We start from the raw sequence: 13,128 nt of genomic DNA on the forward strand, positions 1-13,128 counted from the left end.
GGCTCCACAGCCCCGTGGGCCGCGTCCGGCGGCTCCCGCTCGGGGACGGGGCCCGGAGGAGCGGCACCACGTGCCGTACGCACAGGCTCGACCACAGGACCACAGGGCTCCGCCGCCCGCCGCGTACGTCCTGTGGAGGAGCCCGGGGCGGCACCGCAGAGCCCGGACCCCAGGCCATGCCACGGCCGGAGGGGCACCGGCCCGGGGCGGCGCCCACCGCCCCCGTCCCGGCCCCACGGGCCTCGGGCGGGCCCCCTCGTCGGAGGGCTCGGAGGACGCCGGTATCGTCGGTTCGGTCACCGCCTGGGGGGCTTGTCCCCGATCTCACCGTGGAGCGCACATGTCCGGCCAGTCCAGCCGTCGCACCGTCCTGAAAGGCGCCGCCCTCGCCGGTGCCGCCGGACTGGGAGTCGCCGCCTGCTCCACCGACTCCAAGCTCGGCCACGCCCAGGTGCCCACCCCGACCGCCCCGGTCCCGCTCGGTTCCCCCGACGAGATCCCCGTCGGCGGCTCCAGGCTCTACCGCGAGCAGCGCCTCGTCGTGAGCTGCCCCGCCAAGGGCCAGTACAAGGCCTTCAGCGCCCAGTGCACCCACGCGGGCTGCGTCCTCGACAAGGTCGAGGAGAACGAGGGCAACTGCCCCTGCCACGGCAGCCGCTTCGACACCACGACCGGCAAGGCGCTCAAGGGCCCGGCCACCGTCCCGCTCCCCGAGATCCCGGTCCGGGTCGTGAACGGCGAACTGATCGCGGGCCCCGAGACCGCGCCCAAGGCCTGACCCGGACGGACCGGCCCTCGACCCCGGCCTCACCCCGTCGCCCGGCCCACCCCCCGCCCCCCGGTGGGGCCGCGCCCTACGCCCAGTCCCAGTCCACCCCCAGGATTCCCGGGCGCACGCCCTGCTCCACGACGTGCACCGTGCGGTGCCTGCCGCTCAGGGTCAGCTCCGCCCGCCCGCCGCGCGGTGCACCCGCCGAGACCTGGGCGAACCTCCGGCACCGCACCGGCAGCGCCGTCTCGTCGAAGCGCACCTGAAGCACGTACTGCCCGCCCGCGAAGCTGAACCCGCGCACGTACTCCCCGCTCGCCCCCGCCGTACCGTCCTCGAAGCCGTACGAGAAGAGGTACGTGTCCCCGGCCCGCAGCCGTGCGTCGAAGAGCAGCTCGGCGACCACCACCCCCGTCTCCGCGTGCCAGCGCACCCGCCCGGTCCGGCAGTTCTCCAGGGCGCGCACCGCCACCCGCGACGGATCGCAGCCCCGGTCCCCGTGGTGGATGGCCAGATAGCGGTCCACCCCGTTCCGGTGCGCCCGCACCACGTGCTGCGACTCGCGCCCCAGCAGCTCCCGGCCCGGCCCGATCCGCACCCGTTCGTGGTGTCCGACCGTGTGCAGGCCGCCGTCCGCCGGTGACTCGAGGTCCGCGAGCAGCTCCTCGACCGAGCCGGACGCCTCCACGAGCGAGCGGTACGACCGGCCCGCGGGCCGCTCCACGTCCGACCGCGCGGCGGCGTCCTCCGAGAGCAGCCGCAGCAGGGAGTTCCCCGGCAGCTGGAGCACCTCCTCCAGGGCGCGGACCGCTTTCAGGGACTCCGGCCGCTGCGGGCGGCGGGCGCCCTGCTGCCAGTAGCTCAGGCTCGTCACCCCGACCCGGATGCCCCGGTGCGCCAGATGGTGCTGGACCCGCTGGAGCGGCAGCCCGCGCACGGCGAACGCGGTGCGCAGGGCCAGATGGAAAGGACCGGTGTGCAGGAGCTGCACCAGATCGGCCTCGGTGTGGCTCACGAGGACTCCTCAGTGAACGTTCACGGCGGTGGTACGGACCGTCGCACCGCGAGGGGTGGGCGGGCTGGTGGACCGAGGGTGTCCGTTCACACCCGGGTCACACCGTTCACAGTCCGATGTCACCCCGCATTGAAGCGTGTTGACCGGCTCAGGACAACGGAACATGCTCCTGACCAGCGTCCGGACGCGATCCTCCATCCCCACACCCCCCGCTCCAGGGAGGAACGCGATGCGCAGAAGAATGCTGAACCTCGCGGCACTCGCCGCGGCTGCCCTCTTCCTCGTCCCCACCACCTCGGCGTCCGCCTCGCCGGGTGGCGCCACCGGTGAGTCCGCCCCCGCGGCGGCCCTCGCCACCAAGCGGCTGAACATCACCATGCAGGCCCAGCTGAAGACCAACTGGTGCTGGGCCGCGGCCGGCAACACCATCGCCACCTGGTACGGCCGAAACTACAGCCAGAACCAGTTCTGCAACGCCGCCTTCAACCGCCAGCAGGGCTACGACTGCCCCAACAACCAGGCCACCCTCGGCAACGTCCAGACCGGCCTGAGCTGGGCCGGGATCAGCCCCGGCTCGTACGTGACCGGCTGGCTGCGGTACCCCACCGTGCAGGCCGAGATCAACGCGGACCGGCCGGTCGAGACCCGTATCCAGTGGTCCAGCGGCGGCGGCCACATGCATGTGATCTACGGCTACGACGACACGAACAGCTGGGTCTACTGGGGCGACCCCTGGCCCTCCAGCGACCGGTACAGCTGGGCCTCGCACGCCTGGTACACCAACAACAACTCGTTCTCCTGGACCCACTCGCTCTACCGGATCGGGGCGTGACGGCGTGAACCCCATGAACGCACGTGCCACGGGCGCCGGAGTCCTCGGCACCGCCGCGCTCCTCCTCCTGGGGGCGTTCCCGTCCACGGCGGCCGCCGCGCCGCCGCCGTCCGCGCCCACCCCGGAGCTCGCCGCCTCCGCGCCCGGGACCGTGGACACCCTGTCCCGGTTCTTCGCCCAGAGCCAGGCGGGCGCCAAGGCGGGCGCCGAGAAGGGGGCCGCCGCCCGCACGGCCGCCGCCCCGCGCGTCGAGGACGGCTCCGTTCCGGTGAGCTTCCTCTCCCCGGACTTCGTCGCCGGGAAGGCGGGGGCACCGGTCGCCCGCGTCGAGTTCCGCGCCACCCGGGCGGTCGCCCCGGACGGCCGGAAGGCCTCGCTGTGGACCGTGCGGCAGGCGAGCGGCTGGCAGGTGGTGAACATAGCCACCGGCGACGACGAGATCCGCTACGCCGAGCAGGGCGGACGTCTGCTGCCCGGCGGGCTCGTCTTCCGCGAGCCGCAGATCGACGCGTGGTACGTCCAGAAGGGCACCAAGGTCCTCCCGCTGGACGAGGACGCGGTGCGCGCCGTCGGCCGGAACGGGACCACGCTGGCCGCGTACGGGAAGCGGGTCGCCCAGGCGTACGGCGACAAGCTCCCCGGCTCGGCCTACGCGAAGAAGGGCGCGGCGGGCGGCTACGACCCGCGGGCCCAGTCCCCGGCCGGGCCCGAGGCACGGGCACAGGTACGGGCGCAGGCCCCGGCCGCCGTGCCGGTCTCCCACGCGGCGGACACCGGCGGTGACACGGCCGTCACCGCCGCCACGGCGGGCGCGGGCGCGGCACTGGCCCTCGCCCTGGCGGGCGCGGTGGTGGTGCGCCGCCGCCGCGCGGCCGCCGGGACCGACTCGGCCTGACCCCGGGACTCCCCTCCCGGACCAGGCCCGAACCCCGGGCGGGAACCCCTTTCCCGCCCGGGGCGCCGCCGCTCCGCCAACCCGTCGGCGGAGCCGGAGTGTCGGCCCCCGCCAGTAGGGTGGGGAGCATGGCAGACCCCTCCAGCTACCGCCCCAAGCCGGGTCAGATCCCCGACTCCCCGGGGGTCTACAAGTTCCGCGACGAGCACCGCCGGGTGATCTACGTCGGCAAGGCCAAGTCACTGCGCCAGCGCCTCGCGAACTACTTCCAGCCGCTCGCGAGCCTGCACCCGCGCACGGCGACGATGGTGACCACGGCCGCCTCCGTGGAGTGGACCGTGGTCTCCACCGAGGTCGAGGCGCTCCAGCTGGAGTACTCCTGGATCAAGGAGTACGACCCCCGGTTCAACGTCAAGTACCGGGACGACAAGAGCTACCCGTACCTCGCGGTGACGATGAACGAGGAGTTCCCGCGCGTCCAGGTCATGCGCGGCCACAAGAAGAAGGGCGTGCGCTACTTCGGGCCGTACGCGCACGCGTGGGCGATCCGCGAGACCGTCGACCTGATGCTGCGGGTCTTCCCCGTCCGCACCTGCTCGGCGGGCGTCTTCCGGAACGCGGCCTCGGCGGGCCGCCCCTGCCTCCTCGGCTACATCGGCAAGTGTTCGGCGCCCTGCGTCGGCCGGGTCACCCCCGAGGAGCACCGGGAACTGGCCGAGGAGTTCAGCGACTTCATGGCGGGCCGCACCGGCGCGTACATCCGCCGGCTGGAGAAGCGGATGACGCTGGCGGCCGAGGACATGGAGTACGAGCGGGCGGCCCGCCTCCGTGACGACATAGAGGCCCTGCGCCGCGCCATGGAGAAGAGCGCGGTGGTCCTCGCCGACGCCACCGACGCCGACCTGATCGCCCTCGCCGAGGACGAGCTGGAGGCCGCGGTGCAGATCTTCCACGTGCGCGGCGGGCGCGTCCGGGGCCAGCGCGGCTGGGTCACCGACAAGGTCGAGGCCGTCGACACGGCCGGACTCGTCGAGCACGCCCTCCAGCAGCTGTACGGCGAGGAGAGCGGCGACGCGGTCCCCAAGGAGGTCCTGGTCCCGGCGCTCCCCGAGGACGCGGCGGCCGTGGCCGCCTGGCTGTCCGGCCGCCGGGGCTCCCAGGTCTCGCTGCGGGTCCCGCAGCGCGGCGACAAGAAGGACCTGATGGAGACCGTCGCGCGGAACGCGCAGCAGGGACTCGTCCTGCACAAGACGAAGCGCGCCAGCGACCTGACCACCCGCTCCCGGGCCCTGGAGGAGATCGCCGAGGCGCTGGACCTGGCCTCGGCGCCGCTGCGGATCGAGTGCTTCGACATCTCGCACCTCCAGGGCGAGGACGTGGTCGCCTCCATGGTGGTCTTCGAGGACGGGCTGCCCCGCAAGAGCGAGTACCGCCGCTTCCAGATCAAGGGCTTCGAGGGCCAGGACGACGTCCGGTCCATGCACGAGGTGATCGGCCGCCGCTTCCGCCGCTACCTCGCGGAGAAGGACCGGACGGGGGAGTGGGCGCCGACGGCCGGGAGCGTCACGACCGGTCCCGAGGCCGTCACGACCGGCCCTGAGGTCGTCACGACCGGCCACGGCGGCGACGGCACCGGCCCCGAGGCCGTCGGCCAGGACCTCCGGCACGACGCCGTACCCGGCCCCGGGACCACCGGGACCGGCCCCGAGGACGCCGTACCCGGCCCAGGGAGTCCCTTCGAGGACCCGGAGGAGAGCGGGCGCCCCAGGCGCTTCGCCTACCCGCCGCAGCTCGTCGTCGTCGACGGCGGGCAGCCGCAGGTCGCCGCGGCCCGGCGTGCCCTCGACGAACTGGGCATCGACGACATCGCCGTCTGCGGGCTCGCCAAGCGACTGGAGGAGGTCTGGCTGCCCGGCGAGGACGACCCGGTGGTCCTGCCCCGCTCCAGCGAGGGCCTCTATCTGCTCCAGCGGGTCCGTGACACGGCCCACGACTTCGCCATCCGCTACCAGCGGTCCAAGCGGACCAAACGTCTCCGGAGCAGCCCCCTCGACGGCGTCCCCGGCCTCGGCGACACCCGGAAACAAGCACTGATCAAGCATTTCGGCTCGGTCAAGCGGCTCCGGCAGGCGACAATCGACCAGATCTGCGAGGTCCCCGGCATGGGCCGGAAGACCGCGGAGGCGGTCGTCGTGGCACTCGCCCGGACGGCCCCCGCCGCACCCGCCGTGAACACGGCGACAGGAGAGATCATGGAAGACGACGGGGACGGCACGGCATGACCGTGTCCGCGCGGCAGCACGCGCACCACCCGCACGACGAGCACGACCGAGAAGACGGAGCAGGACACGTGAGTACGGGCACGAAGGAATCCCCCGGCGACGACGGCGCCGAGACGGCCATCCCCGAGCTGGTGATCATCTCCGGCATGTCCGGAGCGGGCCGGTCCACCGCGGCGAAGTGCCTGGAGGACCTCGGCTGGTTCGTCGTGGACAACCTGCCGCCCGCGCTGATCCCCACCATGGTGGAGCTCGGCGCCCGCTCCCAGGGCAATGTCGCCCGGATCGCCGTCGTCGTCGACGTGCGCGGCCGGCAGTTCTTCGACAACCTCCGCGAATCCCTCGCCGACCTCGACGCCAAGCGGGTCACCCGCCGGATCGTCTTCCTGGAGTCGTCCGACGACGCCCTGGTCCGGCGGTTCGAGTCGGTCCGCAGGCCCCACCCGCTCCAGGGCGACGGCCGCATCACCGACGGCATCGCCGCCGAGCGTGACCTGCTCCGCGAACTGCGCGGCGACGCCGACCTGGTCATCGACACCTCCAGCCTCAACGTCCACGAACTGCGCGCCAAGATGGACGCCCAGTTCGCGGGCGACGAGGAGCCCGAGCTGCGGGCCACCGTCATGTCCTTCGGCTTCAAGTACGGCCTGCCGGTCGACGCCGACCTCGTCGTCGACATGCGCTTCCTGCCCAACCCGCACTGGGTCCCCGAGCTGCGCCCCTTCACCGGCCTCAACGAGGAGGTGTCGAACTACGTCTACAACCAGCCCGGCGCCAAGGAGTTCCTCGACCGCTACACCGAACTGCTCCAGCTCATCGCCGCGGGCTACCGCCGCGAGGGCAAGCGGTACGTGACCATCGCCGTGGGCTGCACCGGCGGCAAGCACCGCTCCGTGGCCACCGCCGAGCGGCTCGCCGCCCGCATCGCCGCCGAAGGGGTCGAGACCGTCGTCGTGCACCGGGACATGGGGCGCGAGTGAGGCCGACCCGCCGACGCGCCTCCACCCTCACGGCACGGCGCACGCTCCGCAGGCGCGGCGCCCAGCCGAAGGTGGTCGCCCTGGGCGGCGGCATGGGCCTCTCGGCCTCCCTCGCCGCCCTGCGCCGGATCACCGGCGACCTCACCGCCGTCGTCACCGTCGCCGACGACGGCGGCTCCAGCGGCCGGCTCCGGGAGGAGCTGGGCGTCCTGCCCCCGGGCGACCTCCGCAAGGCGCTCGCCGCGCTCTGCGGCGACGACGACTGGGGCCAGACCTGGGCCCGGGTGATCCAGCACCGCTTCCAGTCCAAGGGCGAGATCAACGGGCACGCCGTCGGAAACCTGCTGATCGTCGCCCTCTGGGAGCAGCTCGGCGACCCCGTGCAGGCCCTCGACCTGGTGGGCAGACTGCTCGGCGCCCAGGGCCGGGTGCTGCCCATGTCCGCCGTGCCCCTGGAGCTCCAGGCCCTGGTCAAGGGCCACGACCCGGAGCGCCCGGACGAGGTGGACACCGTACGGGGCCAGGCGACCGTGGCGCTCACCCCCGGTGACGTGCAGTCCGTGCACCTGGTGCCGCACGACCCGCCCGCGGCGCCCGAGGCGGTGGCGGCCGTCCTGGACGCCGACTGGGTGGTCCTCGGTCCCGGCTCCTGGTTCTCCTCCGTGATCCCGCACCTCCTCGTCCCCGAACTGCTCGACGCGCTGGCCGAGACGAAGGCCCGGAAGGTCCTCTCGCTGAACCTCGCGCCACAGCCCGGAGAAACCGAGGGGTTCTCACCGCAGCGTCATTTGGAGGTTTTGGGACGACACGCCCCTAAACTCGCCCTGGACGTGGTGCTCGCCGACGAGGCAGCCGTGCCCGACCGAGAGTCCCTCGCCGATGCCGCCAAGCGGCTCGGCGCCGCGGTCGAGCTGGCGCCGGTGGCCGGGCCCGACGGCTCCGCGAAGCACGACCCGGAGCTGTTGGCCGCCGCGTACGACCGTATTTTTCGGATGCATGGAAGGATCGGCCCATGGCGATGACGGCAGCGGTGAAGGACGAGATCTCCCGGCTTCCCGTCACCCGGACCTGCTGCAGGAAGGCAGAGGTCTCGTCGATCCTGCGGTTCGCGGGCGGGCTGCACCTGGTGAGCGGCCGCATCGTGATCGAGGCGGAGCTGGACACCGCGATGGCGGCCCGCCGCCTCAAGCGGGACATCCTGGAGATCTTCGGGCACAGCTCGGAGCTGATCGTGATGGCCCCCGGCGGGCTGCGGCGCGGCTCGCGCTTCGTGGTGCGGGTGGTCGCGGGCGGTGACCAGCTCGCCCGGCAGACGGGCCTGGTCGACGGCCGGGGCCGCCCCATCCGGGGCCTCCCCCCGCAGGTGGTCTCCGGGGCCACCTGCGACGCGGAGGCGGCCTGGCGGGGCGCCTTCCTCGCCCACGGCTCGCTGACCGAGCCCGGCCGCTCCTCCTCCCTGGAGGTCACCTGCCCCGGCCCGGAGGCCGCGCTCGCCCTGGTCGGCGCGGCGCGCAGGCTCTCCATCGCGGCGAAGGCCCGTGAGGTCCGGGGCGTGGACCGGGTCGTCGTCCGCGACGGCGACGCGATCGGCGCCCTGCTCACCCGGCTCGGCGCCCATGAGTCGGTGCTGGCCTGGGAGGAGCGGCGGATGCGGCGCGAGGTCCGCGCCACCGCCAACCGGCTGGCCAACTTCGACGACGCCAACCTGCGCCGCTCGGCCCGTGCCGCCGTGGCGGCCGGGGCCCGGGTGCAGCGGGCCCTGGAGATCCTCGGCGAGGAGGTGCCCGAGCACCTCGCGGCGGCCGGGCGGCTCCGCATGGAGCACAAGCAGGCCTCCCTGGAGGAGCTGGGCGCGCTCGCCGACCCGCCGCTGACCAAGGACGCGGTGGCCGGGCGCATCCGCCGGCTCCTCGCGATGGCCGACAAGCGGGCCCAGGACCTGGGCATCCCCGGGACCGAGTCCAACCTCACCGAGGAACTGGACGACAGCCTCGTCGGCTGAGCCGTACGGAACGGCAGGCTCCGCGCCGCCGGTGCCCTTCCCGGGCACCGGCGGTTTCCCGTACCCCTGGTGCGGCACCCTTGACAGGCCCATGGGTGCCCATGAGCCTGGCGTCTGTTCATCTACGAGGCAGACAACAGCAAGGGGGGCTCATGAGACGCAGAGCGAGATCGATCCTCGCCGCGGCTTCACTGCTGATCGCGGGAATGGCGGCGGCACCCGTCGCCGGAGCGCAGCCGAACGACCGGGACGGCGGTGACGCCCTCTCCGTATGGCGCGCCCAGGTCACCGCCGAGCAGGTGCCGCTGCTCCTGGAAGCCGGTGCCGACGCCCACGAACTGACCGAACGGGTGCCCGCCAAGGGCTCCGCCACGGTCGAGCTCTTCCTCACCGGCGAACAGGCGGGACAGCTGCGCGGCCAGGGGGTCCGGCTCGCCGAGCACAGCCTGTCCGCCCAGGCCGAGAAGCGGGTGGCCGCCGCGGGGGACGGCGTCTTCCGCCCGTACGGCGGTCCGAACGGCCTCAAGCAGGAGATCCTGGACACCGCGCGGGCCCACCCCGGTCTCACCAAGGTCGTCTCCATCGGCAGGACCGTCAAGGGCCAGGACATCCTCGCCCTGAAGCTGACCAGGGGCGCCCAGCGCACCAAGGACGGCTCGAAGCCCGCCACGCTGTACATGTCGAACCAGCACGCCCGTGAGTGGATCACCCCCGAGATGACCCGGCGGCTGCTCCACCACTACCTGGAGAACTACGGCAAGGACGAGCGGATCACCCGGATCGTCGACTCCACCGAGCTGTGGTTCGTGCTCTCCGCCAACCCGGACGGGTACGACTACACGCACGCCGACCCCGGCAACCGGCAGTGGCGCAAGAACATCCGGGACAACGACGGCGACGGACGGATCACGGCCGCCGACGGCGTCGACCTCAACCGCAACTTCTCCTACAAGTGGGGCTACGACAACGAGGGCTCGTCCCCCGACCCGACCGACGAGACCTTCCGGGGCAAGGGCCCCATGTCGGAGCCCGAGACCAAGGCCGTCGACGCCTTCCAGAAGCGCATCGGCTTCACCTACGGCATCAACTACCACTCGGCCGCCCAACTGCTGCTGTACGGCGTGGGCTGGCAGATCGCCACCGACACGCCCGACGACGTGGCCCTCAAGGCCCTCGCGGGCACCCCGCAGAACTCGGCCGTCCCCGGCTACCGGCCGCAGGTCTCCTCGGAGCTGTACATCACCAACGGCGAGGCGGACGGACACGCCGCCAACGTCAACGGGATGCAGATGTTCACCCCGGAGATGTCGACCTGCGCCACCGCCTCCCGGGTGGACCCGAACGACGCCTGGAACCCGGCCGACTGCGCCTCCGTCTTCACCTTCCCGGACGACGAGAAGCTGATCCAGGCCGAGTTCGCCAAGAACATCCCCTTCGCGCTCGCCGTCGCCGAGACCGCGGCCCACCCCGACCGGCCCGTCTCCCCGGTCGGCATCGAGGCCCCCGACTTCACCCCGAAGGCCTTCACCACCTCCTACGCCCGGGGCGGGGACCAGGAGATCGCGGTCACCGCGCGCAAGTCCCTGCGCGACAAGACCCTGAAGTACCGGATCAACGGCGGCCGCACCCACAGCGAGCGGCTCGACGCCTGGAAGGGCGGCGAGACCTTCGGCGGCGAGGACAACGTCTACTTCGACGAGTACCGCGCCGAGGTCGAGGACGCCCGGCCGGGCGACTCCGTCCAGGTCTGGTTCACCGCCCGCACCCGCGAGGGCCGGGCCACCGCCGCCGCCCCCTTCACCTACCGGGTGGCCGAGCGACCCAAGGGCGACGTCCTCGTCCTCGCCGACGAGGGCGGCACCACCGCCGCCCGGCACACCGCCGCCTATGTGAAGGCGCTCGCCGACAACGGCCGCAAGGCCGCCGTCTGGGACGTCGCCACCCAGGGCACCCCGGACGCCCTCGGCGTGCTCTCCCACTTCCGCACCGTCGTCTGGTACACCGGGGCCGAGCGGCCCTCCGGGACCACCCAGCTCGCCGTCCGCGCCTACCTCAACGAGGGCGGCAAGCTCGTCAACGCCGGTGAGAAGACCGGCGGTCTCACCCGGATCGGGCAGGCCGAGTCCAACGACTTCGCCCAGTACTACCTCGGCGCCTACCACCGGGCCGGACTCAAGAACCCGCCCGCCTTCGCCGGAAGCGGCGCCTTCAAGGGCATCGGCGCCGGTCTCGCCGCCGCCGCCGACAACCCGCTGGACAACGCGGGCGCCTACACCGTCACCTCGGACACCCTGAAGCCGAAGGACTTCCCGCAGTTCGCCGACAGCTCCTCCGCCGGTGACTACCCGGGCATCCGCACCCCCTTCGAGCCCGCCGAGGGCAGCACCTTCGCCGCCGTCAAGCACACGGACGACACCTGGGCCCGGCTCAGCAGGACCGTCGACCTCACCGGCGTCGCCGCTGCGGCCGCACCGCGCCTGGACTTCCAGATCAGCTACGACACCGAGCCCGGCTACGACAACCTCGTCGTCGAGGCCCACACCGTCGGCCAGGACGACTGGACCACCCTGCCCGACACCAACGGCGGCACCACGAACGAAGCGCCCGCCGACTGCGGCGAGGGCTTCTACGTCCGGGGCCACCCCTTCCTCGCCCACTACCTCACCGTCGGCGAGGACGGCTGCGCCACCACCGGCACCACCGGCGCCTGGCACGCCTTCACCGGCCCCTCCAACGGCTGGCGGCAGGCCTCCGTCGACCTGAGCGCCTGGGCGGGCAAGAAGGTCGAGCTCTCGGTGTCGTACGTCTCCGACCCCGGCACCGGTGAGACGGGCGCCTTCGTCGACGACGTCCGCCTCGTCACCGGGGCCACCACCGACACCGAGGGCTTCGAGACCTCCTTCGGCGCCTGGACCGTGCCCGGCGCGCCCGCGGGCAGCCCCGGCAACACCTCGGACTGGACGCGCTCCGCCGCGCTCTTCCACTCCCAGGCCGCGGTCACCACCCGGGACACCGTCCTCCTCGGCTTCGGCCTGGAGCACGTGCCCGGCGCGAACGAGCGCGCCAGGCTCGTCGGACGCGCCCTCGGGGTGCTCCACCGCTGACGGAGAGTAGTGGGGACAAAGGTCCCACGACGGCCCGTACCCGTTGGCAGGTACGGGCCGTCGGCCTTTTCCGCTCACTTTCCGAGCTCGTACGGATGCGCTCGATGTCACCCCCGGGCCCCCGGGGCGGTAGGGTCGTAACCGGTCGGGGACATCCCAAAAAACAAAAATCTCGTCGGCGTCGAGCACGCCGACGTACCTGACGAGGAGATCGGTTCGTGACGATCCGCGTAGGCATCAACGGGTTCGGCCGCATCGGCCGAAACTACTTCCGTGCGCTCCTTGAGCAGGGTGCGGACATCGAGATCGTGGCCGTCAACGACCTGGGCGACACCGCGACCACGGCGCACCTGCTGAAGTACGACACCATTCTGGGCCGCCTCAAGGCAGAGGTCAGCCACACCGCCGACACCATCACGGTGGACGGCCGCACCATCAAGGTGCTCTCCGAGCGTGACCCCGCCGACATTCCGTGGGGCGAGCTGGGCGTCGACATCGTCATCGAGTCGACCGGCATCTTCACCAAGCGCGCCGACGCCGCGAAGCACCTCGCGGGCGGCGCCAAGAAGGTCCTCATCTCGGCTCCGGCCACCGACGAGGACATCACCATCGTCATGGGCGTCAACCAGGACAAGTACGAGCCGGCGAAGCACGACGTCATCTCGAACGCCTCCTGCACGACCAACTGTGTCGCCCCGATGGCCAAGGTCCTCGACGAGAACTTCGGCATCGTCAAGGGCCTGATGACCACGGTCCACGCGTACACCAACGACCAGCGCATCCTGGACTTCCCGCACAAGGACCTGCGCCGCGCCCGCGCCGCCGCGGAGAACATCATCCCGACCACGACCGGTGCCGCCAAGGCCACCGCTCTGGTCCTCCCGCAGCTCAAGGGCAAGCTGGACGGCATCGCCATGCGCGTCCCGGTCCCCACCGGCTCCGCCACGGACCTGGTCGTCACCCTCGACCGCGAGGTCACCAAGGACGAGGTCAACGCCGCGTTCAAGAAGGCCTCCGAAGACGGCGACCTCAAGGGCTTCCTCTTCTACACCGAGGACCCGATCGTCTCCTCGGACATCGTGAGCGACCCGGCCTCCTGCACCTTCGACGCCTCCCTGACCATGGTCCAGGACGGCTCGACGGTGAAGATCCTCGGCTGGTACGACAACGAGTGGGGTTACTCCAACCGCCTCGTCGACCTCACCGTCTTCGTCGGCGGTCAGCTCTAAGCTTCAGGACAGGCTTTCGATGT

Annotated in this window: 10 protein-coding genes; 9 read left to right on the forward strand and 1 reads right to left on the reverse strand. The window is 72.3% G+C overall.

Features of this window, described 5'->3' with window-relative positions; genetic code table 11:
• Positions 1 to 340 precede the first annotated feature (340 nt).
• Positions 341 to 778, forward strand: a complete 438-nt coding sequence (locus ACIO92_RS08600) for a Rieske (2Fe-2S) protein (RefSeq protein WP_366443007.1) — start codon at positions 341 to 343, stop codon at positions 776 to 778.
• Positions 779 to 854: 76 nt separating this feature from the next.
• On the opposite strand, the gene ACIO92_RS08605 is transcribed toward ACIO92_RS08600, so the two are convergent.
• Positions 855 to 1,784, reverse strand: a complete 930-nt coding sequence (locus tag ACIO92_RS08605) for a hypothetical protein (protein WP_366443008.1) — start codon at positions 1,782 to 1,784, stop codon at positions 855 to 857.
• 229 nt (positions 1,785 to 2,013) lie between these two features.
• Between ACIO92_RS08605 and ACIO92_RS08610 the strand changes: the two genes are divergently transcribed.
• From ACIO92_RS08610 to gap, 8 genes are all read left to right on the forward strand, one after another.
• The gene (locus ACIO92_RS08610) at positions 2,014 to 2,616 is read left to right on the forward strand and encodes a papain-like cysteine protease family protein (protein WP_366443009.1); all 603 of its coding nucleotides are present in this window, start codon (positions 2,014 to 2,016) and stop codon (positions 2,614 to 2,616) included.
• A 13-nt stretch (positions 2,617 to 2,629) separates the two neighbouring features.
• Entirely contained in the window at positions 2,630 to 3,511 is an 882-nt protein-coding gene (locus tag ACIO92_RS08615) for a hypothetical protein (RefSeq protein WP_402279267.1), read from the forward strand.
• Between the two features lie 128 nt (positions 3,512 to 3,639).
• The gene (uvrC, locus tag ACIO92_RS08620; protein WP_402279264.1) at positions 3,640 to 5,793 is read left to right on the forward strand and encodes an excinuclease ABC subunit UvrC; all 2,154 of its coding nucleotides are present in this window, start codon (positions 3,640 to 3,642) and stop codon (positions 5,791 to 5,793) included.
• A complete protein-coding gene (gene rapZ / locus ACIO92_RS08625; protein ID WP_351794815.1) occupies positions 5,790 to 6,770 on the forward strand; it encodes an RNase adapter RapZ in 981 nt (326 codons plus the stop codon). Before uvrC ends, rapZ begins: the two co-directional genes overlap by 4 nt.
• Positions 6,767 to 7,792, forward strand: a complete 1,026-nt coding sequence (gene yvcK / locus ACIO92_RS08630; protein WP_351794812.1) for a uridine diphosphate-N-acetylglucosamine-binding protein YvcK — start codon at positions 6,767 to 6,769, stop codon at positions 7,790 to 7,792. Before rapZ ends, yvcK begins: the two co-directional genes overlap by 4 nt.
• Positions 7,783 to 8,772, forward strand: coding sequence for a DNA-binding protein WhiA (gene whiA / locus ACIO92_RS08635; RefSeq protein ID WP_030205188.1), 990 nt, complete (start codon positions 7,783 to 7,785; stop codon positions 8,770 to 8,772). Before yvcK ends, whiA begins: the two co-directional genes overlap by 10 nt.
• A gap of 152 nt (positions 8,773 to 8,924) precedes the next feature.
• On the forward strand, positions 8,925 to 11,876 hold the full coding sequence (locus tag ACIO92_RS08640) for a M14 family zinc carboxypeptidase (protein WP_366443012.1): 2,952 nt from the start codon (positions 8,925 to 8,927) through the stop codon (positions 11,874 to 11,876).
• 218 nt (positions 11,877 to 12,094) lie between these two features.
• On the forward strand, positions 12,095 to 13,105 hold the full coding sequence (gene gap / locus ACIO92_RS08645) for a type I glyceraldehyde-3-phosphate dehydrogenase (RefSeq protein WP_366443013.1): 1,011 nt from the start codon (positions 12,095 to 12,097) through the stop codon (positions 13,103 to 13,105).
• The last annotated feature ends 23 nt before the right edge of the window (positions 13,106 to 13,128 follow it).

It is taken from the genome of Streptomyces sp. NPDC087215 (assembly GCF_044744885.1).
Lineage (GTDB): Bacteria > Actinomycetota > Actinomycetes > Streptomycetales > Streptomycetaceae > Streptomyces.

What these genes read in the sequence shown, in the direction of transcription:
- whiA (WP_030205188.1), top strand. Translation starts at nt 7,783, where the DNA reads ATGGCGATGACGGCAGCGGTGAAGGACGAGATCTCCCGGCTTCCCGTC.
- ACIO92_RS08640 (WP_366443012.1), top strand. Translation starts at nt 8,925, where the DNA reads ATGAGACGCAGAGCGAGATCGATCCTCGCCGCGGCTTCACTGCTGATC.
- uvrC (WP_402279264.1), top strand. Translation starts at nt 3,640, where the DNA reads ATGGCAGACCCCTCCAGCTACCGCCCCAAGCCGGGTCAGATCCCCGAC.
- ACIO92_RS08600 (WP_366443007.1), top strand. Translation starts at nt 341, where the DNA reads ATGTCCGGCCAGTCCAGCCGTCGCACCGTCCTGAAAGGCGCCGCCCTC.
- ACIO92_RS08615 (WP_402279267.1), top strand. Translation starts at nt 2,630, where the DNA reads ATGAACGCACGTGCCACGGGCGCCGGAGTCCTCGGCACCGCCGCGCTC.
- ACIO92_RS08610 (WP_366443009.1), top strand. Translation starts at nt 2,014, where the DNA reads ATGCGCAGAAGAATGCTGAACCTCGCGGCACTCGCCGCGGCTGCCCTC.
- rapZ (WP_351794815.1), top strand. Translation starts at nt 5,790, where the DNA reads ATGACCGTGTCCGCGCGGCAGCACGCGCACCACCCGCACGACGAGCAC.